17 protein-coding genes and 4 pseudogenes are annotated in these 26,698 nt (G+C 69.0%); 5 read left to right on the forward strand and 16 right to left on the reverse strand.

What is annotated here, in order from left to right; genetic code table 11:
- Window positions 1-39: 39 nt before the first annotated feature.
- Together ACY0PA_RS22655 and ACY0PA_RS22660 are read right to left on the reverse strand one after the other, a co-directional pair.
- Window positions 40-828 carry an MBL fold metallo-hydrolase gene (locus tag ACY0PA_RS22655; protein ID WP_473079550.1) on the reverse strand — a complete coding sequence of 263 codons (789 nt, stop codon included), beginning with the start codon at window positions 826-828 and terminating at the stop codon, window positions 40-42.
- Between the two features lie 99 nt (window positions 829-927).
- Window positions 928-2,400, reverse strand: a complete 1,473-nt coding sequence (locus ACY0PA_RS22660; RefSeq protein WP_473079551.1) for an MFS transporter — start codon at window positions 2,398-2,400, stop codon at window positions 928-930.
- Here ACY0PA_RS22660 and ACY0PA_RS22665 point away from each other — a divergent pair.
- A complete protein-coding gene (locus tag ACY0PA_RS22665) occupies window positions 2,390-3,493 on the forward strand; it encodes a LysR family transcriptional regulator (RefSeq protein WP_473079552.1) in 1,104 nt (367 codons plus the stop codon). The genes ACY0PA_RS22660 and ACY0PA_RS22665 overlap by 11 nt on opposite strands.
- Before the next feature lie 81 nt (window positions 3,494-3,574).
- On the opposite strand, the gene ACY0PA_RS22670 is transcribed toward ACY0PA_RS22665, so the two are convergent.
- From ACY0PA_RS22670 to ACY0PA_RS22680, 3 genes are all read right to left on the reverse strand, one after another.
- Window positions 3,575-4,564: an SCO2400 family protein gene (locus ACY0PA_RS22670; protein ID WP_473079553.1), complete on the reverse strand. Its 990-nt coding sequence runs from the start codon at window positions 4,562-4,564 to the stop codon at window positions 3,575-3,577.
- Window positions 4,565-4,740: 176 nt separating this feature from the next.
- Window positions 4,741-5,715, reverse strand: a complete 975-nt coding sequence (locus ACY0PA_RS22675; protein WP_473079554.1) for a phage baseplate protein — start codon at window positions 5,713-5,715, stop codon at window positions 4,741-4,743.
- 379 nt (window positions 5,716-6,094) lie between these two features.
- Window positions 6,095-6,865, reverse strand: a complete 771-nt coding sequence (locus tag ACY0PA_RS22680) for a hypothetical protein (protein ID WP_473079555.1) — start codon at window positions 6,863-6,865, stop codon at window positions 6,095-6,097.
- A 476-nt stretch (window positions 6,866-7,341) separates the two neighbouring features.
- On the opposite strand from ACY0PA_RS22680, the gene ACY0PA_RS22685 reads away from it, so the two are divergent.
- Window positions 7,342-7,878, forward strand: coding sequence for an arsenate reductase/protein-tyrosine-phosphatase family protein (locus ACY0PA_RS22685; protein WP_473079556.1), 537 nt, complete (start codon window positions 7,342-7,344; stop codon window positions 7,876-7,878).
- An 80-nt stretch (window positions 7,879-7,958) separates the two neighbouring features.
- Here ACY0PA_RS22685 and ACY0PA_RS22690 read toward each other — a convergent pair whose 3' ends face one another.
- The 5 genes from ACY0PA_RS22690 to ACY0PA_RS22710 form a co-directional block, all read right to left on the reverse strand.
- Window positions 7,959-9,809 carry a DUF4012 domain-containing protein gene (locus ACY0PA_RS22690; RefSeq protein ID WP_473079557.1) on the reverse strand — a complete coding sequence of 617 codons (1,851 nt, stop codon included), beginning with the start codon at window positions 9,807-9,809 and terminating at the stop codon, window positions 7,959-7,961.
- Window positions 9,810-9,826: 17 nt separating this feature from the next.
- On the reverse strand, window positions 9,827-10,228 hold the full coding sequence (locus ACY0PA_RS22695) for an LPXTG cell wall anchor domain-containing protein (protein ID WP_473079558.1): 402 nt from the start codon (window positions 10,226-10,228) through the stop codon (window positions 9,827-9,829).
- Window positions 10,229-11,092: 864 nt separating this feature from the next.
- Entirely contained in the window at window positions 11,093-13,744 is a 2,652-nt protein-coding gene (locus ACY0PA_RS22700) for an RICIN domain-containing protein (protein WP_473079559.1), read from the reverse strand.
- A 41-nt stretch (window positions 13,745-13,785) separates the two neighbouring features.
- A complete protein-coding gene (locus tag ACY0PA_RS22705) occupies window positions 13,786-16,167 on the reverse strand; it encodes a non-reducing end alpha-L-arabinofuranosidase family hydrolase (RefSeq protein WP_473079560.1) in 2,382 nt (793 codons plus the stop codon).
- Between the two features lie 625 nt (window positions 16,168-16,792).
- Window positions 16,793-18,352: a sigma-70 family RNA polymerase sigma factor gene (locus tag ACY0PA_RS22710; RefSeq protein ID WP_473079561.1), complete on the reverse strand. Its 1,560-nt coding sequence runs from the start codon at window positions 18,350-18,352 to the stop codon at window positions 16,793-16,795.
- Between the two features lie 382 nt (window positions 18,353-18,734).
- Between ACY0PA_RS22710 and ACY0PA_RS22715 the strand changes: the two genes are divergently transcribed.
- Window positions 18,735-19,532 carry a hypothetical protein gene (locus ACY0PA_RS22715; protein ID WP_473079562.1) on the forward strand — a complete coding sequence of 266 codons (798 nt, stop codon included), beginning with the start codon at window positions 18,735-18,737 and terminating at the stop codon, window positions 19,530-19,532.
- Window positions 19,533-19,674: 142 nt separating this feature from the next.
- Here the strand turns inward: ACY0PA_RS22715 and ACY0PA_RS22720 are convergent, their stop codons facing one another.
- The 6 genes and pseudogenes from ACY0PA_RS22720 to ACY0PA_RS22745 all read right to left on the reverse strand — a co-directional run.
- On the reverse strand, window positions 19,675-19,998 hold the full coding sequence (locus tag ACY0PA_RS22720; RefSeq protein ID WP_473079563.1) for a hypothetical protein: 324 nt from the start codon (window positions 19,996-19,998) through the stop codon (window positions 19,675-19,677).
- 12 nt (window positions 19,999-20,010) lie between these two features.
- Window positions 20,011-20,232: pseudogene (locus ACY0PA_RS22725) on the reverse strand (IS256 family transposase); the annotation flags it as partial.
- A gap of 113 nt (window positions 20,233-20,345) precedes the next feature.
- Window positions 20,346-20,486 (reverse strand): annotated as a pseudogene (locus ACY0PA_RS22730) (transposase); the annotation flags it as partial.
- Between the two features lie 995 nt (window positions 20,487-21,481).
- Window positions 21,482-22,315 carry a phage baseplate protein gene (locus ACY0PA_RS22735; protein ID WP_473079564.1) on the reverse strand — a complete coding sequence of 278 codons (834 nt, stop codon included), beginning with the start codon at window positions 22,313-22,315 and terminating at the stop codon, window positions 21,482-21,484.
- 402 nt (window positions 22,316-22,717) lie between these two features.
- Window positions 22,718-23,698: a threonine ammonia-lyase gene (locus ACY0PA_RS22740; protein ID WP_473079565.1), complete on the reverse strand. Its 981-nt coding sequence runs from the start codon at window positions 23,696-23,698 to the stop codon at window positions 22,718-22,720.
- Window positions 23,699-23,795: 97 nt separating this feature from the next.
- Window positions 23,796-24,258, reverse strand: a pseudogene (locus ACY0PA_RS22745) (transposase); the annotation flags it as partial.
- 53 nt (window positions 24,259-24,311) lie between these two features.
- On the opposite strand from ACY0PA_RS22745, the pseudogene ACY0PA_RS22750 reads away from it, so the two are divergent.
- Window positions 24,312-25,274: pseudogene (locus ACY0PA_RS22750) on the forward strand (ISAzo13 family transposase); the annotation flags it as partial.
- A 59-nt stretch (window positions 25,275-25,333) separates the two neighbouring features.
- Window positions 25,334-26,692 (forward strand): IS4 family transposase, encoded by a 1,359-nt coding sequence (locus ACY0PA_RS22755; protein WP_473079566.1) that lies wholly within the window; start codon window positions 25,334-25,336, stop codon window positions 26,690-26,692.
- Window positions 26,693-26,698 lie beyond the last annotated feature (6 nt).

The following is a 26,698-nucleotide window of genomic DNA, read 5'->3' on the forward strand; positions in this document are numbered from 1 at the left end:
ACGTACGGGTCCCTGTCCTGTACGGGTCCGGGCGCGGCGTCACACGGGAAGCCAGTCGGCGCCCTCCCCCGTCCCGTCCGGGACGGCCTGGCCGAAGACGACGTCCGCGAAGTGGATGCCGAAGCCGAGGGTGCCCGGCTGCCGCAGTTCGCTGATCAGCCGGCGCCGGTGGCGCTCCGACTGGACCGGGTCGCCCTCCGACACCGTGAACCACTCGGGGTGGCGCACCTGGAGCGGCGAGTGCAGCGCGTCCCCGAACGCGAGCAGGCGGCGGCCCTGCGAGGTGATGGTGAAGCCGGTGTGGCCCACGGTGTGGCCGGGCAGCGCCAGCGCCCGCACGCCCGGGAAGATCTCCTCACCAGGGACGACAAGCCGCAGCCGCCGCTCCAGCGCGGCCAGGGCCCCGGCGGTCGGCCCCGTCACCTGATGCCGGTTCTCCCACTCGCTCTTCGGCACCGCGAACGCGGCAGCGGTGAAGACCGGCGGATCCGTGCACGCCCAGCCGATGTGGTCCCGGTGCAGATGAGTGAAGGCCACGACCTCTATCTCGTCGGGCCGTGCCCCGAGCCGCGCCAGATTGTCGGGCAGCGAACCGCCGTGCACTGCGCCGATGTACGGGTGCCCGGGGTCCTCCGGCACGGAGTGCGGACCGAACCCCGCGTCGATGAGCAGCGCCCGCCCGCCGAACTGGACAAGCAGCCCGCCGGTGTTGGCGACGAGATGGGCAGTGTCATTGAGATAGGCGCCACCGCCCCCTGCCCGAGGCAGCTCAGGGGGCTTGAACAGCATGGCGCCATCAGGCACGTAACTGACCTTCAGCTCACCCACCTGCACAGAACACACGGCCGAAGGCCGCCGCAATCGCCGGTCGTTCACGGTAGGTCTCCCAGGTGATGTTCAGAAGGGGCGCCGCTGAAAGCAGAACGGCTAGGCGCGCCTGCGCAGCACAGCCGCCGCGAGGCCCCCGCCCACCAGGGCGATGACACCCGCGGTGACCATTCCGGCGTGCAACCCCCCGAGCGTGGCGCCCGCATCAGAACCGGCCCCGCCCGAGAGGGCATTCGTGCGGGCAGCGGCAATCGAGCTGAGCCCGGCCACGCCGATCGCGGCGACGTACTGCGGGAGCTGCGAGAGGCCGCCGACAACGCCCTGGTCCTCCTCGCTGACGCCCGTGGTCATGACGGTGATGAAGGAGACGACGCCGAAGACGTGGCCGATGCCCATGATCGAGGACGTGATGACGAGCGGCGCGATGCTGCCGCTCTGCGGCAGGGTGAACATGGCGACGGTGCCGGCGCCCTGGATCAGCAGACCGGCCGCGAGGACCCGCTCGCCGCCGAACCGGCCGAGCAGCTTCGCGACGTACATGCCGCCGAGCATCGCGGCCGCGCCCTCACCGAGGTAGCTCAGACCGGTCTGGAGCGGGGTGAAGCCGAGGACGTCCTGCATGTAGAGGCTGAGCAGCACGGTCGTGCCGGCGCACATGCCGAACGTGACGACACCGAACAGGCCGGACCACTTGATGGTGGGGCGGCCCAGGACGCCGAGCGGGACCAGCGGCTCGGGGTGGCGCCGCTCGACCACGAGGAACGCGCCGAGCAGGACGAGGCCGCCGACGACGGAGCCGAGCGAGTCGGCACGGACCCAGCCCTTGTCGCCGCCGTTGGAGATGCCGAAGACGAGACCGAACAGGCCGAGCGTGGCGAGGACCGCGCCGGGGATATCCATGCGCTTGGCGGCGGCGGACTCCCGCATCGCGGGCAGCGCGAGTGCGCCGGTCAGGGCGACGGCGCCCATGACGCACAGCACGACCATCGTCCAGCGCCAGCTGAAGCCGCTGGTGATGACGCCGCCGCCGAGCGCGCCGAGCACGAAGCCGAGCGACATGACAGCGCCGTTGAGGCCCAGGGCGCGGGCGCGCTGCGGGCCCTCGGGGAAGTAGCCCGTCATCAGGGAGATGGCGGCGGGGGCGATCATCGCGGCGGCCGTGCCCTGGCCGGCGCGGGTGGCGATCAGGACGCCGGGGCCGCCCGCGAGGGCCGCGCCCAGCGAGAACAGGGTGAACAGGGCGACGCCGAAGGTGAAGAGCTTCTTGCGGCCCACCAGGTCGGCGACGCGGGCGAACAGCGGCAGCAGGCTCGCGGAGGGCAGCAGGCTCGCGGTGGCGACCCACTGGAGCGTGCCGGGCGAGGAGAAGCCGAGGCTGCCGCCGATGTCGGGCAGCGCCACGGTGACGATGGAGAAGTCCAGGCCGCACATGAACGTCGCGCAGCACAGCGTGATCAGGACCAGCAGCCCCCGCGTGCTGAACGAGCGGTCGGCGGGGCCGGCATCGGCGACCGGTGGTGGCGGGGCGAGGACGTCGGTCCCGGTCGGCGCAGAGGACTCGGTGACAGCCATCAAGGGGGCCTTTCGTAAGCGATCGGGCCTGACCAGCATCGAATCGGGGCACCTGCGCAACAAGAACGATCTGTGCAACGATCGATTCGCCGGGCTCATAGTTCGAGGTGAGCGGGTTGGCGAGGGGCACGAGGCCGGGGACGGGGACGACATGGAACGCCAGGAGATCGAGATCTTTCTGACGCTGGCGGAGGAACTGCACTTCGGCCGGACCGCCGAACGTGTGGGTGTCTCGCAGAGCCGTGTCAGCCAGTCCATCGCCCGGGTCGAGCGCCGCATCGGCGCGAAGCTGTTCGAGCGCAGCAGCCGGCGCGTGACGATGACGGCCATCGGGGAGCAGCTGAGGGACGGGATCGGCCCGGCCCAGCGCCGTATCGAGGAGGAGATCGCCAAGGCCACAGCGGCCGGCCGGGGGATCACCGGCACGCTGCGGATCGGCTTCTCGGGGGCGTTCACCGGCCATCTGCTGCACAGCGTCGCCGCGGTGTTCGCGCGCCGTCATCCGGGCGTGGACGTGCAGATACGCCAGGTGCAGATATCCGACCCGTACGGGCCGCTGCGCGCCGGGGACATCGACCTCCAGGTGACCGAACTCCCGGTGGCGGAGGCCGACTTGACGACGGGGCCGGTGCTGCTGTCGCAGCCGCGGGTGCTGCTCATGCCGTCCACGCATCCGTTCGCGCGGCGCGAGACGCTGAGCGTGGAGGATCTGGCGGAGTCGACGCTGCTGACGGTGACGAGGCCGGTGCCGGCCCACTGGCTGGACCATCACTTCCCGCGGCAGACGCCGTCGGGGCGGCCCATTCCGCACGGCCAGGCGATCACGCACTGGGAGGACGCGCTGTCGCTGGTCCTCGCGGGCAAGGGGGTGACGCCGGTCGCTGCGGCGGGCGTGCGGTACTACGCACGCCCCGGCCTGGCGTTCCGGCCGTTCAGTGATGCCCCCCGCATCGAGTACGCGTTCATCTGGCCCACCGACCACGAGACGGGCCGGCTGCGGGCGTTCGTGGGCGGCGCGCTGGACCATGTGCGTTCGCTGGGCGGGCCCACCAGGGCGCTGGAGACCCTGTGGGAGTCCGAGGGCGGCGGGTGAGGAGTTGTTTACGCCGGTACGCGCGAAGGCCCGGCCCGGGGGTCAGAACCCCGGGCCGGGCCTCGTTCGTTGCGGCGACGCTCAGCTGATGCAGAGAAGGCCGAGCACGCAGACGGGCTCGGGTGACGCCGTGGAGGGGGCGGGCGCGGGCGTCGTCGCCTGGTCCCCGCCGGACGACCCCGAACCCTTACCCGTACCCGAGCCGGAACCCGTACTCGTACCGCCGCCGGACTGGTCGGCCGGTGCGGGTGAGGAGGTCTGCGGGGCGGGGGCCGCGGGGGCGGCGGTGTGCGCGGCGGCCGGCGCGGAGGTGGTGTGCGGCGCGGCGCTACGGGCCGGGGCCGCGTGGCGCGGGGCTCCGGTCGGCGCGGCGGTCGCGGCCGGCGTAGGCGTGCCCGCCGGGCGGGCGTGGCGCGGGCCGGTGGCCTTGTGCGCGCGGTCGCTGCCGCTCCGCGAGGCACGGTCGTCCGGCGTGTCCGTCGCGGAGTCCGTGTTGGCCAGGGCCGGCGAGGTGGTCACCGGGTCCGGGGCCGCGGAGGCGTGGGTGCGGTCGGGGGAGGCGTCGTTCGGCAGCGCGGCGATGGTGAGCCCGCCACCGACGATGGCGACGGCGGTCGCGGCGACGACGCGGCGCTTGTTCTTCTTCCACTGCGCCAGCTTCCGCCGCCGGGCGGCGCGACCACCCTGCGAAGCGGCCACGGGCGCGGAGACGTCGGCCGCGGCGGTGGCGGCCTCACCGCCCGCGTCGTCCAGGTCGAAGGCCTTGGCGGCGGAGAAGGCGTCGAAATCGTCGAACGAGTCGGCGGGACCGGCGGAGCCGCCCCCGTGGCCCTGGTCGTCAGAGGGGGACACTCCGAAGAACGACGAGGAGGCAGAGGAAGCCGGATGCGGCGAGGCCGACGCATGCGGCGCGACCGACGAGAACGACGTCGTCGCGGGCGGGGCTATGTCGGGGGCGTACGCGCCGCAACCCGGGCACACCAGCGCTCCGTTGAGGGTCCGACGGCACGAGGAGCAGTAGTCCATCTTCGGTCTTTCTGTGGCTGACTGCGCCGCCGGGACGCCGGGCATTTGGTCACGTTCGTACGCGAGATCGAGCGGCCTGCAACGCTATCGACGCTTTCCGAAGGCAATGCGGGCACGATGTGATGCTCTTGCGAAGATGTGTGACGCCTGTGACGGAAGGGGTCCGGACCGTGGATGCGGCCCGGACCCGTCAGCTCAAAAGCTCGCTGTCCCTCCCCCCCTCAGACCAGCGCGTTCTTGTAGAAGATGCTGGAGCGCCGGTCGCCTTCCAGGCCGGAGGCGAAGCCGAGGAAGAGACGAGACTCACCCGCGTCGGTGCGGTAGATCGCGAGCCCCTCGGGCTCCCGGTACTCCAGGGTGGAACCCGCCTGGGTGAGGGTCGGGCCCTGGGCGATGGCACCGGTGTTGATGTTGATGCTGGTGAGGTACGTGTTGCCCGGGTCGGGGTTGGAGTCCGAGTAGGCGTCACCCGTGACGAAGTACATGTACGAGCCGTAGAGCGTGTATCCCTGCGGCGTGCCGGAGATGGCCGGCGGGGTGAACATGGCGACGGGCGAGCTGAAGTCGCCCTGGTCGGTGTCCGCGATGTCGTAGACGGCGATGTGCTTGGCGCCGTCCTTGTGGTAGCGGACGATCATGCGGTTGTAGACCGGGTCGATGGAGCAGGTGTACTCGGTGGCGCCGGAGACCGGCTGGAACTTGCCGAACCCCTGCGACGCGGCATCGACGGTGGTCCCGGGGTTGTACCCGATGAAGGCGAGCTTGGTGCCGTAACCGTTGCCGTTCGCGTCTGTCTCGATCCACAGATTGCTGGTGCTGCCGACGGGCCGCACGCCGAAGGCGACGCCGTGCCCGAAGCCGTTGAGGTGCATGTACGACACGTAGTTGCCGGCGAAGTCGAGCTGGCTGATGCACAGGTCACCGGCCGTCTCCGGGCTGTCCAGTCTCTTGGCGGCGACGAAGAGGCGCTTGTTGACCGAGTCGAACGCGAAGCTCTGCTGGACGCGGTTGCTGTGCAGGTTCTTGTCGCGGAACAGGTCGTACGACGGCTGCGACAGATCGAACCGCGAGGTCGTGCCCACCGAGGCGGCAGCACTCGCGGCCCCGTACCCGAGCCCGAGAGCGGCAAGCCCGATCCCGGTTCCGCCGCGCAGCAGCCCTCGACGGCTGAGGGACGTAGGGAAGTTGTGTTCCATGCAGGACTCCAGAAATGAGTGACCGACAAAGTCCCGGAGACCTTATGCAGCGATCCGGCACCCGGAACCAGGGGTACCGCCCGCAACCCATGAGGGGCCAAGGGCTGTCAGGGCGCGGGCGGGACGAAACGGTCCACCGGTTCCACCAGGCAGACCGTCACGAACGATCGACGCTAGAGGGACGCTAGAGGGCACTGTGTGGGGCCGTAGGTACGAGACCACCTGTTCGAGGCGGTCTCGTACCCCTCGCGGACAGGACCCGGAATACAAAGAACCCCCTTCGAACTACGTTTCCGCAGTTCGAAGGGGGTTCTCCACCATGTTGTCGCGGCGTCAGCTCGCCCCCGTTCCGTTGGAAACGCGGGGCGGGCCGGTCGCGTCAGCCGGCGCGAAGGGCTCTGACGCCGTTGGCCTCGAAGTCGTAGATGGTGTTATTGATCCGGAGGCCGTCGACAGCGCCGGCCCAGAGGTGGTCTCGGCCCTTGCCTACGGCGACCGTGAGGATTTTGGGTGCGTCGCCGCCGTCGTTGAGGGCGTCTTTCACGTCGGCGAAGTTGCACGACGCGGAAGCGGCGGTGCAGCGGGTGGCGGTGCCCTCGGCGCCGGTGAGGAACCAGTAGCCGGACTTGGTGGCGTCGATGTAGCCGCTCCACTGGTTGGTCACCGGAACCGCGTCCGGCACCCACACCAAGCTGGTGTAGTCGTCCGTCGACGGGTCTTTCAGGTTGGCGTCGATCTCCAACCTGATGTTCGGCAGGTTCCTCTCGCCCCCGTAGTCGACGTTCCCGCGGGTCTGGAACACGTGGAAGCCGAGCTTGTTCAAGCCCAGCACCGGCTTGTTGTAGAAGTCGACCTCATTGCCGAAGTCGATCCTCTCGGCGGGAACTGCCTGCGAGGTGGAATTGTCCGCCACCTCGATTCCGAGGCTGCCCACTCCGTAGGGCGGCCTGGCCTTGGCGGCCGGAGCGTTGTACGTGCCGAACGGGCCGTTCCGCAGCGCGGCGACGGGAGATCCGATCGTGTTGCGGGCGATCACGCCCCAGTGATCCGAGTTTTCGGTTCCGCCTGTGTTGGCGGACGCCGATCCTGGGAGGGTCGAGGCGACGATCGCGGCCAGTGCGGTGACCACGAGCTTCGTTCCCCGGCTCACGCCAAAGCGAGCGTTCAGACTCACTCCTTCTTGGTGGTTGAAGGGCCAGACATGCGCCTGGCTGAAGGGCCAGACATGCGCCGGCGCTCGGCCGACGCGACATGCGTCAACGTATATGACTCTCTGTAGTGAAAGGGGTCACGACGCACTCGTTATTTGCACCTATTCACGCGATAAGTCCTTTGGATAGTCCGGCTGGTGTTGCTCTCTGTGTCCGACGTGCGGACGTGCCGTCGACTGTCGGGCCGGGGGACGGTGTGCCATGCTTTCTCGCGGGCGACGGACACGGCTGTCTGTCCCGCGTCGCGGACAACATCGAGACCGTCCAACTCGGCATGGGCGCGGACCTTATGGACCACGTGGCCGACATCCGGCGGTTGGGCAGGAGGTGGCCGCGGAGGCCGCTGGGCGGTCCGGGGCCGGCGAGAAATGAGCCGTTCTGTGCGCCGCACCACCGCCGACGAGGTGACCGCCCCGTGACCGCGTTCGAAGTGCTCTCCGTCAGCACCGGCAACCTGCACCGCTCGCCGGTCGCGGAACGGCTGCTGGCCGCCGCGCTGCCGGAGCCGGACTTCCGGGTCCGCAGCGCGGGCACCGGTGCCCGGCCGGCGCCGATGGACCCCCTGACGAGCGCGATCCTCACCGAACTCGATGGCGACACACGGGAGTTCACTGCTCGGCTGCTGGAGGCCGGCCAGATCGAGCAGGCGGACCTGGTGCTCGGCCTGGAGCGGTGCCACTGGGAGGCGGTGGTGCGTCTTCGCCCCCTGGCGATGCGCCGCAGCTTCACCCTGCGGGAGTTCGCCCGGCTCACGGACGGGACGAGGTCCGGCACCCCGCACGAGGCGGTCCGGCTGGCCGCGTCTCGGCGCGGCACGGTAGTTCCCCGGCCGGACGAGTCGGACGATATCGCCGACCCGGTCGGCGAGCGCCCCGACGTGCACAAGGCGCGGGCCCTGGAGGTCCGCGACGCGGTCCGGTCGCTGGCCGGGATCCTGGCCACCTCGCCCTGACGTCCCGTCGCCGCTTCAACAAGTCGCTGCCGCGGCACCCGGTTCTCGGGCGCCGCGGCAGCGGCTGTTTTCGGTGGTGCTCAGGGACGGCACGGCTCCCCGTGCTTCACCGTGGTCCGCAGCGGAGTCACGAGCGCCTGTCGAAGAATCGTCGGCGGGCCGTCGGCCTCGGGCTCGCTGAGGTGAAGCACCAGCTTGCGGCTGGACTGCCGGGGAAGCTCCAGGTAGAGGGTGTACACCGGGTGGCCGCGTTCGGCACCCGGAATCAGCTTGACCGGGCGGCCGTCCAGAGTGGCCCGCGTCAGTACGGCCCCCTCACCGGCGTAGTAGGACACCAGCAGACGGTTGTCGCCGGGGCGGGTTCGGTAGGGCGGGGCGTCGGGTCGCTGGGTGACGTAGTGCGGGAGGCCCGAGGCCGGGGCCCGGTTGGTGAGCGTCACGGTTGCGGTGACCGACCGGCCGTTGTCCGTGCAGGCACCCGGCGCCCATACGAGGCTGCGGTCGAGGTAGTAGTCCAGTTTGGTACCGGCCGCGTTGTTCACCACGAGCCCGGCGAAGGGGCCGGGCTGCTGGGGGAGGACCCCTCCGAACGGCCGTGACGCCAGCTCCTGTTCTTCCGCCGAGTGCGCGCTCCACACTTGCATGCGGCCTTCTCGCTGGACCTCGTGCAGGGCACTCATAAGCGCTGGCAGCATCCGCGGGTCGTTGGTGGCGTTCATCAGTCGTCCGGCCACGGTGCGGGCGGCGTCGACGAAGAATGCCTTGCGCTTCCGGACATCGGCGTATTTGGCGTAGCTCACCCGCTCGGTGAGGTCCGTGGCGTTGTCGGCGGTGATGGCGGTGCCGTCGGCCATGCGGGCCGGTCCGGTGGCGCGCAGGAGAAGGCCGAGCGACCCGGGGTCGGTGGCGATCGCACCGTCCAGGCTCTGACCGGTCTTCGTGCGCCAGTACGAGGTCCACAGGCGTGCCGCGTTGGGGAAGTGCGGGCTCATGTTGGAGTTCACCCAGTTGCGCTCGGGCCCGTTGTTCCCGTACTGGGCCGCGAACTCGGCTCCCAGGTTCACTTTCGCGCGGGCGCCGTCCATGTCGTTGTCGTTGCCGAAACGCTCGAAGGACAGGCGGCCTCGGTCGGCCCGCAGCACGGCGAAGGCTCCTGGGAGGCCGCCGGTGCCCCGCGCCTCGGCCGTGTTCTGGAAGGAGAGGATGTAGCGCCGCGGCCCGTGCGCCCCCAGCATGGCGGGTCCCACACGGGCAGCCACGGCCAGGTCGTGGGCCTGCGGGACGAGACGGTCGAGCTGGTCCGACAACTGCGCACGGGCGCGGTCGACCGTCGGCAGCCAGGTGGAGCGGGGCAGGCGATGGGTGTCGTCCCGCACCTCGGCCGCGGCACTTCCCGCGCGGGTGAACGTGGGCGCCTGGCTCTCCAGTTCCGTGAGAGCACGCGGGATGCCGCCCGCGTGAGCGCCCGCCGAGAGTCGGGGGACGGCTCGCACCAGCGGCGGCAGCACCTCGCCGGCCAGTCCGTCCGAGGCCTGCGCGATACCGCGTACGGACTGCAGGGGGTCGCCGACGAAGGGGAGTTGGGCGGCGGTGAACCAGGCCGGTCCGGTGGTGAGGTGATGCGCGTGGGCGGCGTGCGCGGCCGCGGAACGCAGCAGCCGCTCCTGGTCGGACTCTGCCGGGGCCCCGGCGGCGGCCGCCGGGGCGGCGTCCCCCCCGACCGCGGTCGCGAGGGACTCCCGGAGTGCGTTCAGGTCGTGCTGGGCGGCGAGGAGCTCGGAGCGGGCGAGCCAGCCGGTGACTCCGATCCAGGCGGCCGCCGCCGCCGGAACGGCGGCGGCCAGCAGCACGGTCCTGGCCCGAGGGCCGAGGGCGCGTCGGCGGACCCGGCGGGTGTCCCGGGCACGCCCGGGACGCCTGGGGAACGCCATGCGCATTGCGGACAACCTCATGAGTTGTGGCGGCGGCGCACCACCATCAAGGTGCCTGCGCCTGCTGCGATCAGACCTGCCGCTGCACTTCCGAGGATCAGATTCTTCGTGTTGTCGTCACCGGTGTTCGCGAGGCGCGGCGGGCGGTGCCCGCCGTTGCGCCCGTCCCCATATCCCGGCCCGCCGCCGTTGTGCCCGTCCCCGTATCCCGGCCCGTGCGGCTTGTGCGGCTTGTGCGGCTTCGGCGGGTACTCGTGGTCCGGGTCGTGCGGCTTCGGCGGGTACGGGTGTGACGTCGAGTGCGGGGGATGCGGGTCCTGTGCGTAAGCGGCCCCAGCGGTTGCCAGTGGCGCTGCGACCAGCACGGTAGCCGTGGCGGCTGAGGCCAGAACAGAACCCCATCGCGGCGATTTCGTCATCTTCTCCACTCTCCTGGACTTGGGTAGGGGCCTGGCGTTAGCCCGGGCCGATCAAGGTCTACACAGAGGGATAGATAGGCAATTTGCAAGACAATTAACGCTTGTGCCGATATATGGCATCGGATGGGGTAGCGCAGATGCCGGTTGGCCGACGTTCGACGCTGAAGCCGGCGGTGCCCCCTGCCTTGACTCGGCGCGGGGGCGTCGGCGGTATCGAGCGCGGCCATCTTCAGTGCGGCGACGTTCTCCATGCCGGGCCCGGAGGCCAGCGGCCCTCTTGCAGGACCGCCGAAAACATAACTGTGAGAGTTCTTCTGCGGCACGGGATGGGTTGCTGCCAGGCTCGGCGCCGATGATCCGGCATGACTCGAAACATAACTGGCGCCCCGTCAGGGGCTGCCGTTCCCCCGAGATGTCTGCCGGACACGGGCGTCGGCCTGGCCCACCCGTTGGCTTGATCAGCAGCTTGTCCGCCTTGCGGCGTGACTCATCACAGTTCCGCCACGCGGTGACTCCATCCAGGCCGACGCCGACCACAGCCGTCCGCCCATCAAGGAGAACAACCGAGTTCGTCCGCGGTCGTCGGCCGCGAGTCGGACTCTGTGATTTGCAGGGGCCGAGAAGGACCTCGGTGAGTCGGTCGGCCGAGATCCCTCGTCGGTGGGGGCGGAGCCTGTCGCCTGCCGAACTGCGGTGACTCCGTCGTCTTGGTTCTGCTGCTCCTCCTCGCCTTGATGGAGCCGGGGCCTCGCGCATCGTTCGGACAGCCCGGCGCCAGCAGCCAGTGCAGGACGAAGCGAGGTTCCTCAACCATGGCGGGGCCGCAGGCCGTTGTGTGTCTGCGGCCCCGCTCGGGTGCCTGGGTCAGGACGGGTTGCCGTACTGCAGGCCGCGTCCGTTGGTGCCGACGTAGACACGGCCGTAGGTGTCGGGGTCACCGGTGATGACGCCGACGCCGCCGATGCTGCCCCACTGGTGGGCGTCGTCGTTGACGCGGAGCCAGGTGGCGCCCTTGTCGGTGGAGCGGAAGACGCCGGTGACGTCCTTGACGGTACCGATCAGGTACAGGGCCTGGTAGGAGGCGCCGGGCGCGGCCTTGCCGAAGCCGAGGGCGGAGGCGGACTGCACCGCTTTGAGCGTGGTGAAGGTGCGGCCGCCGTCGGTGGAGTGCAGCAGCCCCTTGGGGCTGCCGGCGATCCACAGATCCCCGGCGATGCCGGGGACGGCCGTGAGCCGGCCGTCGGGCAGGTTGCCGGCGCGGGCGGTGAAGGTCGCGCCGCCGTCGGTGCTGGCGTAGAGCGTGCCGCCGGCCAGTGAGTAGAAGGTTCTGGCCGAGGAGCGGTCGGCGACGACCACGGCGTCGGTGCCCAGGCCGCTGACCCTCGACCAGCTCGCCCCCTTGTCGGTCGAGCGGTACGGGGCCTGGCCGGCCTCGGTCCAGACGATGGTGGAGCCGTCCGCCGCGAGCGCGACATGGCCCATATCGGCGCCGCCCACCGGCTCTGCCTTGAAGCCGTTCCAGCTGCTGCCGCCGTCGGTGGAGTAGGCGCCGTTCTGCGTGCCGCCACGGCCGACGCGGACCATCATCGAGGGGTTGGACTGGGCGAAATCGATATCGGTGCTGCTGCTCATCAGCGGGTTCTTCAGCCGTCCGGCGGGCACCTCGGTCAGGGAGCCGTGGCGGAAACCGCCTTGGTCGCCCATGGCGGTGATGACGGTGGCGCCGCCGGGAGGGGCGATCGCGTCCGCCAGAGCGGTCTCCTCCAGCCCCCGGGCCCCCGCCGTCCAGTGGCTGGTGCCGCCGCTGTCGTTGGCGGTGACGTCCTTGCTGCGCCAGATGCCGTTGCCGGTGCCGTACAGCACGTGCCCGGAGTTGAAGGGATCGATGGCCAGGGCGGTCATCCAGTGCCCGATGCCGGTACCGACGTAAGGAGCGGCGGAGGCGTTCCGCACCGACTTCGCGGCCAGTGCCTTCCACGTCGTACCGCCGTCGGTGGTCCGATAGACCTCGTCCTCGGGATACCAGCGGTCGAGGGTGGTGACCATCACCGTGGACGGCTTGCGCGGGTCGACGGCCAGACCGGAGAACCCGTAACTGCCCTGGGACGGGGAGACGTTCTTCCACGCCCCGCGGGCCGGCGTGTACTTCCACACCGAGCCCGCCGTCACGCCGTTGGGTCCGAGGGTGTTGGTGTACGTCAGGTACAGCGAGCCGTCACCGGAGACCACGCCGTGCTGCGGCATCTGGCCGGTGGGCTGCCCGGAGACGGCCTGCCAGGTGCTGCCGCCGTCGGTGGAGCGGTACAGGGAAGTGGACTTGTCGCCGACGCCGACGTAGACCGTCTTGCTGCCGGCCGGGCCGTACGTCACGAAGGAGATGCCCCCGCCGCTGCTCGCCCCGTCCTTGACGGGGAACGAGGAGACCTGGCTCCATGTCACGCCGTAGTCGGTGCTGCGCCACAGGCCGTTCTTGCGGGTGCCAAGGAGCAGGGTGCCGTGGTGCGCGGGATCGATGACGAGCCGTTCGCCCGCCCCGCGGCCGTCCTCGTTGCCGCCCAGCTTGAAGGGCAGACTGGTGCGCTTGAAGGTGCGGCCCCGGTCGGTGGAGCGCAGGATCGCGCCGTTGCCGGCCCACTGGTTGGTGTAGGTGCCCGTCCCGAGGTAGAGCCGCTTGGGGTCGACGGGGTCGGTGGCCAGCGAGTCGATGCCCAGCAGGTTCCAGTCCTTCTCGCCGATCCAGTCGGTCAGCGGGATCCACTGCTCGGCCGCGGTGTCCCAGCGGTAGGCGCCGCCCATGTCGGTACGCGCGTACAGCAGGCCCTTCTCGCGCGGGTTGAACACCAGCCCGGTGACGTAACCGCCACCCGCCACCTGGGCGTTCTTCCACGCGTACGGTCCGGCCGCGGCCGTGGCCAGCGCTCCGCCGGCCCCGGCCGCCTGGGTCGCGGTCGTCTTCACCAGCTTCCACTGCTGATTGGTGCTGCCCCTGCCGGGATACTGGACGATTGCCGCGCCCTCGGCCGTGGAACCCCCGGAGACGTCCAGGACCAGGCCGCTCCTGCGGGAGGTGAAGGTGACGGCGTCGGAACCGCCCACATCCTTGATCTTCCACTCCTGGGAGGTGGAGGAGCTGTCGGTCTGCTGCTCGGCGACGGCCGCCTGTGCGGTCGAATTGCCCGCTATGCCCAGCACTTTGCCGCTGTTCCGGTTCACCAGCTCGTAGTAGCCGTCCCCGGTGGATTTCAGCTTCCACTGCTGGTTGGCGGTGTGCTGGTCGGTCCACTGCTGGATACGGGTGCCGCCGGCGGTGGAGAAGGCGTTGACGTCCAGCACCTTGCCACTGCGCACGGAGACCAGCTGGTAGTAGGCCGCGCCGTCGACCGTCGCGGCCTGCGATTCCTCCTGCGCGAACAGGAAATACGGCACGACGATGGCGGGCGCGCCGATCAGCAGACCGGTGGCGGTCCAGCGGCGGCGGTGACGCCCGCGGCGCCCGCCGTTCGTGGGGTTCTTCATAGGGAGGTGCTCTCCTTGCATATCACCGTGGATCGGGCAGGTCAGCGCTGCAGGGTGAGGACACCCGGCCGCCACGGCAGTTGGTCGTAGGGGCCTCCCGCGGTGGGGGACTTGCCCTGGTAGAGGAACTGCAGGTTGCAGGGGTCGATGGTCATGGTCTGGTCGGGGTTGTTGCGGACCAGGTCACCGTGGCTGATGTCGTTGGTCCAGCTGGCACCGCTGTTGGCCTTGCCCGCGAAGGGGCTGCTCTCGCTGGCGGCCTGCGGGGTCCACGAACCGCTCAGGCTGGAGGCCGTGAACGAGCGGAAGTAGCGCTGCTCATTCGCACCCCGAGCCTCGACGATCATGAGGTACTGGTTCTGGCCCTGGACCTTGTAGACCTGCGGCGCCTCGAACAGGTTTTTCGTCGTGTCGCTCATGACCGTCGTGTACGACGAGCCGAAGCTGCCCGGGAAGTTCCCGATCGGCATGCTGGTCTTGTAGATCTTGCCGTTGTCACCGGCGAAGAACAGGTACATGTTCTGGTCGTCGGCGATCAGGGTCTGGTCGATCGGGGCGGCGCCCGGAACGCTGCCGGTGAACAGCGGTTGCGGCGCGGACCAGCCGTTGGGGTTGGTGGGGTCGCTCGACGTGCGGTAGATGAAGGGCCACGGACCCCACTGGTACGCCAGCACCCAGATGTTCTTGGGTGCGAAGTAGAACAGCGTGGGCGCCACCGCGGACTGGCTCATCCCGGTCTGGCCGGCCGACGCCATGTCCGACCAGTTCGTGAAGGGCTTGAACATCATCGAGCCGTACGACGATCCCGACACGCTCGACGCGTAGACCAGGTGCTTGCCGTTGTACGTCACGCCGGTGAAGTCCTTCACCGCGGCCCACCCGTTCGCCGGCTGCGCCAGCGCACCCGTCGACGTCCATCGGTACGTCGACGGAAGAGCACACGTGCCGCCCGTCGGCGCGGGCGTTGTCGGGGTCGACGTCCCGGACAGGCCGGTCCACTTCTGGTTGCCGCCGGACCAGCAGGAGTGCAGCTGGATCTTGGTGCGGTTGGCGGTGGCCGCGCCGACGGCATCGAGGCACAGCCCGGACTGGACGCCGGCGATGGTGCCGTTGGTGTTGATGTTCCACTGCTGGCCGGCGCCGCCGTTGCAGTCCCCGATGACCACCGCGGTGCCGTTGCTGGTGCCCTTGGCTCTAGCGCCCAGGCACTTGCTGCCGTAGATCATCAGCTGCTTGCTGGAGGTGTAGGTCCAGCGCTGGTTGCTCTTCCCGTTGCAGTCCCACAGCTGCGCCTGCGTGCCGTTGGCGGTGGTGGAGCCGTTGATGTCGATACAACGACCGGAGGCGACGCCCTTGATTGCCCCGGTACCGGTCCCGCCGGTCGTCCCGCCCGTGGGGGTGGCGGGGGCGGCATTGAAGGCGTTCATGACGGCGGTGTAGGCGGCCTTGGGCTTGCCGTCGTTGTCGAACAGCAGGGGGCTCTCGCCGCCGCGCCAGGAGTCGCTGTCACGGATGCCCCATACCGTGATGCCGGTGCACCGGGCCACGGACAGACAGGCCTTGACGGTGTTGGCGTAGCCGGTGGAGGGCGCCTGGGCGATGTCGAGTTCGGTGATCTGGACGTCGACGCCCAGGGCGGCGAAGTTGGACAGCGTGGTCTGGAAGCTCGCCGGCGGCCCGCCGTTGCCGAAGTGGCTCTGGAATCCGACGCAGTCGATGGGCACACCGCGGGACTTGAAGTCCTTGACCATCTTGTAGACGCCCTGGGTCTTGGCGTCGGTCCAGTTCTCGATGTTGTAGTCGTTGTAGCAGAGCTTGGCCGCCGGGTCGGTGGCTCGGGCGGTGCGGAACGCCTCCTCGATGAAGCCGTTGCCGAGCACGTTCTGGAACACCGAGCTGCGGTGCCGGCCGCTGCCGCCGTCGGCGAAGGCCTCGTTGACCACGTCCCAGGCGTAGATCTTGCCCTTGAAGTGGTTCATCTCCGTGGTGATGTGGTTCTTCATCACGCTGCGCAGGGTGTGGGCGTCGCTGATGGAGCCGACCCAGCCGGGGAGCTGGGAGTGCCAGACCAGGGTGTGGCCGCGCATCCGCTGCCCATGCGCCGAGGCGTGGTTGACGATCTGGTCGGCGGGGGCGAAGTTGAAGTTGCCGCGAGACGGCTCGGTGGCGTCCCACTTCATCTCGTTCTCCGGGGTGATCATGTTGAACTCCCGGTCGAGAATGCCCGCGTAGGTGGAGTCGCCGAGCTTGCCGGCGGCCACAGCGGTGCCGAAGTACCTGCCCGACGGGGCCGCCTGCGTGCCCAGGGTTGCGGCTCCGGCGGAGCTGGGGAGGAGCGTCACGACACCAGCCACCACCGCCGCGGCCGACAGCCCTATCGTCAATGTCCGGCGACGCCGGCCGAGCCGGTGCAGGCCCTTCATGATTCTCCTCGGGGGGCGCGGGTCACTCTGGGTGCCGTGATCGTGCGCGCATCGGCCAGTGCGGCCTGATCTGCCGCGGTGTGGGTGCGGTGCAGGACGTGGAGCCGTTCCTGCGTACCGGTCGCCCGGGGTTCGTGGGTGTGTCGCGTCATCATTGGAGGGGCTTTCTTCAGGGGATACGTCAACGGGGGAAGCCGGGAAACCTGCCACGCCGGCACGTCATGGTGAGCGGCGGGAAGGGCACCCCCCGAAGTGGAGGCTTCCGAACTCGCGGCCTCGTAACAGAAAAGTCGTTCCGCCCGGACGATTGCTCAGTGATGCATCTCGCAGGCAAAAAGCGTTATGCCAAGCCCCGCGGTCTGGTCGTCCCTGTGGAAAGGGCGCGCCGCACTGATCAACAGTGAGGGTTTTTGGAGTGGTATCGGTGGCGGTTGCGGTGATCAGCCTTCAGGCCGGTCACGGCGAGGCAGCCCTCGATGAATGCGGATCGAAGCTGGATTCGGCGCAGCACTCGGCACGCTGCCAGGTTGAGAACGGCGTGGTGCAGGATCGTGGTGCGGGATCGTGCTGCAGGATCACCAGCTGTCACTGCGCGACTCGGTCCAAAATGCTCAAGGAGCGATTCTCAAGCCCAGGCCCTGCGCATGATGAAAGAAGCCTGGCCGGCGAAGGCCCGAGTGCCGTCGGAGCCATCGAGCCAGATGCCACCGTCGCGGTGGCGGAGGACCGATCCGGGATAGTTGTGCGCGTGCAGGGTCACCGACCCGGCGACCGCCCCGGGGCGCGGACAGAAGGTGGCGTCTTCACGGAACAGTGCGCTGCCGTCGTTGGTGCTCAGCCGTAGCCGCAGGTCACGATGGCGCAGATAGCGGCCGTCGGCGCCACGGAAGGTGACGCACCGTGTGTCGGCCAGACCCCGGACAACCGTGAAGGTGACCCGCTTGCGTGTCAGCGCGCTGTTGGAGGCGGAGACCCGGCCGAGCGTCGCGAAATCGCCGGCATACGTGACGAACAAGGCGGGCTCGTCCACGGACTCCAGTGACTGTGCGCCCAGCGGAACAGGGCCCGCGACGGCGGACGGACTCACCGGTGACGGTCCGGCCGACGGGGTGCGCGACGGGGTGTGCGACGGGATCGGCGTGGGATCGCCGTCCGTGGGAGCGGCGATGACGCCGGGCTCCCGATGCGCCGGTTCGGGCCAGGCCGCGTAGGTGGCGGTCCCGGCGATGAGCACCGCGCCGGTGGCGAGGCTCACCAGCGGATGAGCGGTCACCGCGTGGAGTTTGCCGATCAGTGCGCTGTGCAGACCGCCTCCCCCCGTCGCCGTGCCGACGGCGACGTGCGCCGTGGCCAGCCCGGCGGTGCTCACGGCCGTACCCGAGAGCAGGCCCTTGGCGGCCAGCGCGGCGATGAGTCCGGCCGGGACGGCCAGCGGCGCGAGGCTGAGGAGCAGCAGTTCGGCGGGAACCCGTTCTGTTGTCGTCGCCATGCAGACCGGGCAGCCACGGGTGTGCCGCGCGATCCGCTTGCGCCACACCGATGCACGGAGACCGTCCCAGCCGACGAGGGTCTCGTCCAACTGCGGACAGCGCGGGTCGGCCTCCAGCGCGGCGACGATCGTCCGGCTCAGTTCAAGCTGCTCGCGCATGCGTTGCAGGCGCACTCCGACGTGGGCGACCGTGAGCCCTGTCGCGGCGGCGATGTCGTCGCGGCTCAGCAAGCCGGCGCATTCCTGCCACCACAGCGACAGCAGCACCCGATGGTCCGGGTCAAGCCACCGGCCGGCTTCGACAACCCGACGGCGCTCGTCCGACACATGCAGCCGCAGGATCGTCACGTCCACAGGTTCGGCGCCGGCGTCCGGTATCTGGCGTGCCTCGTCGATGACCGTGGTCCGGCCGGCGAAGGCGCGTTGCCGGTGCCAGTGGGTATTGATCTGGCGGAGCGTGATCGACACCAGCCAGGACCGGAAGCTCTCCGGGGCACGCAGGGAAGGCAGGTCGCGCACCACGCGCAGCAGGGTTTCCTGGACGACGTCGTCGACGTCGGCATGTCCGCTCAGCGCTCGCCCGACGATGTTGTAGAGCAATGGCAGGTACGCGGCGATCAGCTCCTCGCGCGCCCGATCGTCACCGGCCTGAGCCGCGACAACCAGCCCTGCGTGGTCCGCATCCATGAGCCCCATTCCCACTTTCCTCAGGGAAGCGATCCGCCGAGTGCGGCGCCACACCTTAGCGTCGACAAAGGTATGCGGCCAAAGTCTCTGCCTTGGGTCAACGGACCGGCCCGTGCCGACTTGGAGGGCCCGGTACCGCGGGTGCGTTCGGGTAGCCGGCGGCCAACTCGTGGACGGCCCATTCAAGACGGATGATCTCGGAGGGAGACAACTCCGGACTCGGAGACGGCGTGCCGTGCAAAGGCCGTGGCCACGTCCACGGCGCGCAAACGCGTGGGACGCGGGTCGCAACGGTCGGGGCGTACGCCGTCGTCATCGTCTGGCTGCTCCACCTGCTCGACGACGCCACCCCGGCGATCGCCGAAGCCGCCCGGGTGCTGCGGCCCGGCTGGTGCTCGTCACGACCGTCGACAAGGAAGAGGCCGTCTTCCGAGCCGCGGGCGACGTCGCCGCGGTGACGGAGCCGCTGCGGCGGAGGTGTACCCGCGAGCGCGGCACTGTGGAGCAGGGCGGAGCACGGTCCGTGCTCACCGCCGCGCTCCGGGTTCGAAGCGCCGCGAAGATCCCGGTGAGGATCGACGGGGCGGGTGCCGCCCACGACCTGCTGGAACACCGGGAGGCGCCGAACACGGCCCGGCGCACCGTGCGTTACCTGGTCGGCTGGACGATCACCGAGGACGACGAGACGGCGATCGCGAAGCTGCCGGCCAAGGTGTGGGAGAGAGTTGACCGCCCTGAACACCCGGCCCGGCTGGCCGGTCGGCATGCGGCTGATCGTGCGCCGGGTCCGGCCTGCCGGGCGGCACCTGAAGAAGCTGACCGCGTTCGAGAAGCGGACCGGCCGGAAGTACTCGGTCATCGTCACGAACGTGCGGCACATGTGGGGGATCGCCGGCTCACATCAGCCGCAGTGGCTGGGCGCGCTCGCCCGCGCCCACGCCGTCGTGGAGGACTGGGTGAGGGTCGACAAGGCGATGGGGCTGCGGAACCTCCCAGCAAGTCGTGGGAGGTCAACCGCGGCTGGATGCTCGCCACGAACTTCGGCCAGGACCTGGACTGCTGGGTCCGCCTCCTCGCCCTGCACGACCGGGACGACATGGTGCGGGCCGAGCCCGACACCATGAGCTACCGGCTTTACCACCTTCCCGCCCGCCTCGCCTCGCCGCCCACGCCCGCCGCCGCTGGCTGAGGTCTTCGCCCTGGCCTGGCGCAGGCTCACCACGCTCCCGGCCGCCACCCGACGGTCGGCCGCCACCCCCTACGATCAGGACAGAGAGGAGTCCCGGGCGCATGGAACGAGTAATTGTCAAGAGTTGTGGGTCAGCAGCGGCTTACCATGATTCGCGGCGCAGGTGCACGAGACCTTGGATGGTGTCCAGGAGGGTGTGCAGGGTGGGCTCTGGGGCCGGGGTGTTGGTGAGCAGGAAGACCTGGGCCGCCGGGTGTTCCGGGGTGTAGAGGTCGTCCTGGCCGTCATTGCCGGGGATGGCGTTCGGATGGATCTCGATACGTCCGTAAGTGCCCTGGGCGAGGTGGTAGACGCCCCGGTAGTTGCTTTCGCGCTCGGTGAAGCCCACATTGAGGTGGCTGGTGACGAGGCGGACCAGTTCACTCGCAGTGTGAGTGCTGGTGCCGTAGGTGTCGTAGTCGGTCATGGTGGCCTGACCTTATGCCGCGAACGTCTCGGGGCGTTCGAGGAGCTCGCCGCGTTCGAAGCGGGCTCCGGCCCTCACCAGAGCGACGAGGTGGGGTGCGTTGACGGCCCGCCATCGTGCCTGGGCGGACTCGACGAGCTTGAACACCATCGCCAGGGCGGCCGCGCGGGAGCCGGCACCCTTGGTGACCTTCGTCCGCAGCCGCACGGTCGCGAAGGTCGACTCGATCGGGTCGTGGTCCGCCGGATCCACTTCCGTGCGGCGGCGAGCTCGGCTTCCACCGGGCCCGGGACCTGGGCCGGGGTGGCAGCCCGAGTCGGGGAGTGGGCGCCGGGACGCCGTCCGTCGTCGGCCCGGATCCAGTTGCGCAGCGTCTCGGTGTTGACCCCGAGGTCCTCGGCGACCGACTTGATCGTCGCTCCCGGCCTTGAGCGGTACAACGCGACCGCATCCGCCTTGAACTCGGCGGGGTAGTGCTTCATAGCCATCTGTACGGGACTCCATATCCACCCGGACCATCAAGATCCAAGTGTCTCTGGTGTCCAAAACCCGGGGTCAAGGTCCGGCCGCCTGGAGGGGCCAACCACATGTCCCGAGTCCCGCCGCCTTTCGGCCGCCGGCATCTGCTTCTTGGGCTTCCTGTCCCGCCGAGGGGTTCCGCCCCTCTTACGATCGGCCCACCGAGCCCAAGGCCCGGACCCGACGGGGGTTTCCACGTTCCGCGCACACGAGATACGGCCGGGGTGGGCGCCTCCTACACCCCGGGGCCAGCGGTGTTCCCACAACCGGTAGATCGTCACCGGTCGTCGCTCGCCGCCTCCTCCAGCGGCTAGGCCCTGCACTCTGGTCCTCGTCCCGTCTCCCAAGGCTTGGGCTCACGAGGCATCATCGGAGGTTCACTTGCGTTCGCCCGTCCGGCCTTCCCCTCGGCCGGTTGCTCCCCCGGACGGAGCGGGTGCCCTTGGGCTTCTTCCCTGGGCTTCCCACCCTCACAAGCGGGACCTGTGAACGCGCGCCAGGGCGGGGACTGATCTCGAACACTGATCAGGAACTACGCCACCGGTCTATAACCGGCCTCCAATCTGCGAGTTCACTCGAAATGCGCGACTTCGCGTCGCACCGATCAACGCCCACTGCTCGTCCGCTAAATCGCTCGGATACGGCTCTCGCTCCCTGCCCGCATCTCAACATGGACATGCCCAACAGGGGGCCCCTGCGCGACGATCAGTACCACGATCGAGCGATCACGAACCGAAGAAGATCGGACTTAACGTCGACTTAACGTCCACTGAGGCCCTCCTCAACGACCGTCACGCCAGCCACACACGGTGTAGTGGCCTGCTGCCTTGCACAGTTCGGCGTCGAGGCCGCCGCCGCACCTGTCCCCTCGGCGGACTGTCCTCGCCGAGGGGGCTGGCTACTGCCTCAACATCGGATGAGGGCGGGAACGCTCACTGGACATTACAAGCACGTTCCCGCCGGGCTACAACACAGGAAGGCCGTAGAGGGACAGCTTTCGGCCTCCGGCCGGGCCAGAGGCGAAGCCCATGCACAGGCGCGGCTCCCGAGACGCGGGCCCGTGCCACACGGCAAGTCCCTCGGGCTCGCGGTGCGTCAGCTCCTGCCCGACCTGGGTCCGCTGCTTTTGCACCACCTTGCCCGTGCGCAGGTCGATGCAGTGGAGGAGCACCGTGTTGTCCTGGTCCGTGGAATTCTCGGAGCCACGGCCGAAGCCCATCACCTGGTAGGCGTAGTCGCCGTACAGGGTCATGCCTTGAAAGGGCAGGCCAAGGTTCGTATCCGGCTGCGCGAAGTCGGCCTGCGGCTCGAACTCCCCGGCAGCGAACCTGTCCAGGTCGTAGAGCGCATAACGGCGGCGACTGGAGAGCGCGTAGCGCAGAAGCAGGCGACGGTTGGTCGGGTCGAGAGCGGCGGAGTTTGCGGTTGAGTCGGGGCGTGGGCGGTAGACGGTGACTCGGCGGTCGGTGCTGCGCAGCACGGTGTTCTCGGTGTACGGGAATCGGCCGATCGCTCGCCCGTAGCCGGAGGCCGAATTGACGTCGCACTCGACCCACAAGGTCACGTTCGAGGCGCCGCTGTGTTGGGCGGCCATCGCTGTGCCGTGGCCAAAGCCCTTGAGGTACATCCGGCCCAGCAGTTCACCGCTCATGGACAGTCGGTTCAGACACAGGTCCCCGGAGAGCTGCCGTTCGTCGTGACTGTAGGTGCGTGACTCACCGGGAAGCTGAACGCCGCCGGACACGACCTGGAGCGCGTAGATGTGCCCGCCAGTCTCGTCGAAGGCGAACGACTGCATAACCGTCGTGTGCTGCAGCGTTCGCTCGTGGATCAAGCGCGTGCCAGAGGCAGCCAGGTCGAAGCGAACGTTCGGAGCGGGAGCGCCCTGCGCACCGCTGCGACTGGCGGCCACGGCTTCCTTGGAGGCGCTGAACCCCGCTGCGAGCATCGCACCGCCGAGTCCCAACACAGCCCTGCGGCTCCGCGGCGCCAAGCTGTGTGACACCGTCGCTGAATCCTTTTCATGTCTCAGACGCATCTGGGCACTATCAACGAGCGACCTACCTGACTGTTCGGCAGGCTCGCCGTCATAGTGTGTAGTTCAGCCGAACGGCAGCGTCACCGGACCTTGACCCCGGGTTTTGGACACCAGAGACACTTGGATCTTGATGGTCCGGGTCGATATTGGAGTGAGCAATTGTCAAGACCTGTGGATGGGAGCCGCACCGACCCAGCGGTGATAGGCGGCTACGTCGACGTTGCTGCCGCACACGATGGTGACTACGTGTCGGCCGGCGAAGCGGTCACGGTCTTCGAGGATCGCCGCGATGCCGAGCGCGGCCGAAGGTTCGACGACGAGGCCGGCGTAGTTGAGGAGCATCCGCATACCGGCGATGATCGACGCCTCCTGGACCAGGACGGCGTCGTCAGCGACCAGGAGGAGGTCGTCCAGCACGGCCGGGATGGGATGCCGGCCGGCGACGCCGTCAGCGATGGTGTTGGTCGAGTCGGTGGTGATGACGCGCCGCTGGCGCCACGATTGTGTCATCGCCGGTGCGCCCAGCGGCTGGATGCAGATCACCTCGGCTTTGGGCGCCATGGCCTTCACCACATGACCCACGCCGGTGGCCAGCGCCCCGCCGCCGAGGGCAATCAGGACGGCGTCGAACGACGGGGAGGTGTCTACCAGTTCCAGGCCGATGGTCGCCGCGCCCTCGCAGGTCTCGACGTCCAGGCTGTCTTCGACCAGCCGGATGCCGTCGTACCGCGCGATGGCCGCCGCTCGCTCGCGAGCCATCTCATGGTCGCCGTCCACCAGTTCCAACCTGGCGTCCAGTGCGCGGATGCGATCAAGCTTGGCTGCAGTCGCGAAGCGGGATGCCACGACGGTGACGTCGAGCCCCCGGCCGCGACCGGACCAAGCGAGGGCTTGGCCGAGGTTGCCCGCACTGGCGCACACCGCGGCTCGCGAGCCATTGTCGGCGAGCAGGCTTGCGACTACCTCGGTGCCGCGGGCCTTGAAGCTGCGGACCGGGTTCGCCGTTTCGAGCTTGATACTCACCGTGCACCCGAGGTCGGGCTCCAGCGCCTCGCAGCGGTACAGCGGAGTGTCGAGAAACGTCGGGTCGATTACCCGGCGAGCCGCCCGGATCCGAGCACTGTCGAGGCGCGTCTCCTGCATGACACAGCAGCGTAGTGCCGCCGGCGCCGTTCCATTTGGGCGAATACCCGGCGGACCGGGGGTAATAGAGCAAGACCTGTGGGTCGGTTGAGGTTGTTCATGCCGCAGCGGGCTCGGGACGCTCGACGAGGTGACCGCGTTCGAAGAGGGCTCCGGCGCGGACGAGGGCGACGAGATGGGGTGAGTTCACGGCCCGCCAGCGAGCCTGGGCGGACTCGACGAGTTTGAAGACCATCGCGAGGGCGGCCACGCGGGAGCCGGCGCCGCGGGTGACCTTGGTCCGCAGGCGGACGGTGGCGAAGGTCGACTCGATGGGGTTGGTGGTCCGCAGGTGGATCCAGTGCTCGGCGGGGAAGTCGTAGAACGCCAGCAGCTCGTCCTCGTCATCGACAATCTTCTTGACGGCCTTGGGGAACTTCGCGCCGTACTGCTTGGCGAACACCTTCACGGCCCGGGCCGCGTGCTCGCGGTCTTCCGCGTTGTAGATGTCCTGGATCGCTTTCTTCGCCGCCGGCTGGGCCGACTTCGGGGAGGCTGTCGAGGACATTTGCGGTTTTGTGAAGCCGTAAAGAATCAAGGTGCTGCTTTACAGGTGCGGGCTCGTTGTCAGGGTATGGCCGTTCCGAAGGAGATCTGTTCCCAACTCCACTGCAGGTTCTCGGTGTTGTTGCCGCATTTGAACGAGCGGCAGCGGCGGCTGGCCCTGGCCACCGAGGCCCGGCTGATCGGGCACGGCGGTGTACGGGCGGTGGCGAGGATCGCGCAGGTCAGCGAGACCACCGTGCGCCGCGGAGTGTCGGAGCTGGAGGCTGGGGCCGGGCCGCTGCCGGACGGACAGGTACGTGCACCAGGCGGAGGCCGCAAGCGGGCCGAGGCCAACAATCCCGCCCTGCTCAAGGCGTTGTTGGGGCTGGTCGAGCCGGATGAGCGGGGTGATCCGGAGTCGCCGTTGCGGTGGACGACGAAGTCGCTGCGGAACCTGGCCGAGGAGCTGACCCGGCAGGGTCACCCGGTGTCTGCGCCGACGGTGGGCCGGCTGCTCAAGCAGGAGGGCTTCAGTCTGCAGGCGAACGTCAAGACCCTTGAGGGGTCCCAGCATCCCGACCGGGATGCCCAGTTCCGCTACATCAACGAGCAGGTCAAACAGCACCAGGGCGACGGCGAGCCGGTAATCAGCGTGGACACGAAGAAGCGGGAACAGATCGGACGGCTGCCGATGGCCGGCCGCGAGTGGCGGCCCAGGGGCGAGCCGGTCGAGGTGGAGGACCATCACTTCTTCTTCAGCGGCCCGGACGTTCAGCAGGCGATCCCGTACGGGATCTACGACATCGCCCGCAACACCGGCTGGGTCAACGTCGGTATCGACCACGACACGTCGGTCTTCGCGGTCGAGTCCATCCGACGCTGGTGGCGCTGTCGCGGCAGCCTCGACTACCCGAAGGCGTCACGGCTGCTGATCACCTCGGACGCGGGCGGCTCCAATGGCTACCGCTACCGGGTCTGGAAGAGCGAACTGGCCGCCCTGGCCGCCGAGACGGGCCTGACGATCACGGTGTGTCACTTTCCTCCGGGCACACAATGCCGTTGTTTGAAGGTTCATTGAGTTGGTAGTGACGGACTGAGCGTCGCGCCGTTATGCGGGGTGTGCATCCGTGGAGCGGGGTATCTGAGCGAGTGCGGCTGGGCTTGATCACACAGTGGGTGACGCCCGAGTTGGTGGACGAGGTCCTGTCGGAGTGTCGCAAACGGGACCGTCGGCCGGGAGCGTTGCCGGCGGGGTTCATGGTCTACTTCACACTCGCGCTTGCGCTCTTCCACCAGGACTCCTACGACGATGTCGCAGAACAACTGGTAGGTGGAATACAGGAGTTGAGCGAGCACATCCCGCACAAGGCGTCTTTCACCCGGGCTCGGGAGCGCCTGGGACCGGAGGTTGTCGAGCGGATCTTCCACCGTCTGGCCGGTCCGCGGGCCCCTGCGGGGCTGGCCGGGTCCTTCTACCGGGGGATGCGTCTCGCTGCGGTCGACGGGTTCCTGCTGGACGTGCCGGACAACGAGGCCAACCGACTCGCCTTCGGCGGCCCGAAAGACTCCAGCGGGAAACCGGGCGGGTTTCCGCAGGTGAGAGTCGTGACGCTGACCGAGACCGGCACACACTCTTCCATCGACGCCCGGGTGGGCGGCTACAACAGCGGTGAACGCGACCCAGCCGTGGCAATGGCTGCCTCGGCCTCCGGGATGCTCGTGATCATGGACCGGGGGTTCCCCGGGGTGGAGTTGTGGAAGGCCTACACCGGCGCCGGTGCCCACCTCCTGCTGCGGGCCCGCTCGTGTGTGGCACGCAGCCCAGTACGACACCTGCCCGACGGCACCTACCTGGCACGCATGAACCTCGCGGGGCAGAAGGGCGCCCATCCGGGCGGTGTGCTGGTGCGCGTGATCGAGTACCGCGTCGACGGGGGCGAAGTGATCCGCCTACTGACCGACCTCTTCGACCACGACGCCTACCCAGCAAGGGAGTTGGCGGTCTTGTATCACGAAAGATGGGAGGTGGAATCGGCCTATCGGCAGATCAAGACCTTCCAGCGGGGCCGGCAGGAAGTTCTGCGATCCACCGACCCACAGCTGGTGAGCCAGGAAGTGTGGGCGCACCTGGTCGTGCACCACTGCCTGACCGGCATCATCATGCAACTCGCCGACAACAACGGCATCGACCCGGACCGCATCTCGTTCGTCAAGGTCCTCAAGCACACCCGACGCAGCGTGGTCCGCCAGCTCGCCGACACCCCGCCGAAGATCCGCAGGTTCCTGACCGCGCTGGCGGCGAAGGTCCGCCGGAAACTCGACAGCGGCACCCGCCGACTGCGAGAGGCAGACCGCTTCCTGAAACGGCCCAACTCGCTGTACTCCTACCGGCCGAAGAACAAACCGAAAGCCCCACCACGCCACGTACCCGCCAGGACCATCACACTGCAGGCGACGATAGTTCAGTAGTCAAAC

This window comes from Streptomyces sp. DS1-CR2 (assembly GCF_055760475.1).

What these genes read in the sequence shown, in the direction of transcription:
- ACY0PA_RS22755 (WP_473079566.1), top strand. Translation starts at nt 25,334, where the DNA reads ATGCGGGGTGTGCATCCGTGGAGCGGGGTATCTGAGCGAGTGCGGCTG.
- ACY0PA_RS22670 (WP_473079553.1), bottom strand. Translation starts at nt 4,564, where the DNA reads ATGCCCGGCGTCCCGGCGGCGCAGTCAGCCACAGAAAGACCGAAGATG.
- ACY0PA_RS22740 (WP_473079565.1), bottom strand. Translation starts at nt 23,698, where the DNA reads ATGCAGGAGACGCGCCTCGACAGTGCTCGGATCCGGGCGGCTCGCCGG.
- ACY0PA_RS22735 (WP_473079564.1), bottom strand. Translation starts at nt 22,315, where the DNA reads ATGCAGTCGTTCGCCTTCGACGAGACTGGCGGGCACATCTACGCGCTC.
- ACY0PA_RS22695 (WP_473079558.1), bottom strand. Translation starts at nt 10,228, where the DNA reads ATGACGAAATCGCCGCGATGGGGTTCTGTTCTGGCCTCAGCCGCCACG.
- ACY0PA_RS22660 (WP_473079551.1), bottom strand. Translation starts at nt 2,400, where the DNA reads ATGGCTGTCACCGAGTCCTCTGCGCCGACCGGGACCGACGTCCTCGCC.
- ACY0PA_RS22675 (WP_473079554.1), bottom strand. Translation starts at nt 5,715, where the DNA reads ATGGAACACAACTTCCCTACGTCCCTCAGCCGTCGAGGGCTGCTGCGC.
- ACY0PA_RS22710 (WP_473079561.1), bottom strand. Translation starts at nt 18,352, where the DNA reads ATGGGGCTCATGGATGCGGACCACGCAGGGCTGGTTGTCGCGGCTCAG.
- ACY0PA_RS22700 (WP_473079559.1), bottom strand. Translation starts at nt 13,744, where the DNA reads ATGAAGAACCCCACGAACGGCGGGCGCCGCGGGCGTCACCGCCGCCGC.
- ACY0PA_RS22705 (WP_473079560.1), bottom strand. Translation starts at nt 16,167, where the DNA reads ATGAAGGGCCTGCACCGGCTCGGCCGGCGTCGCCGGACATTGACGATA.
- ACY0PA_RS22720 (WP_473079563.1), bottom strand. Translation starts at nt 19,998, where the DNA reads ATGACCGACTACGACACCTACGGCACCAGCACTCACACTGCGAGTGAA.
- ACY0PA_RS22690 (WP_473079557.1), bottom strand. Translation starts at nt 9,809, where the DNA reads ATGGCGTTCCCCAGGCGTCCCGGGCGTGCCCGGGACACCCGCCGGGTC.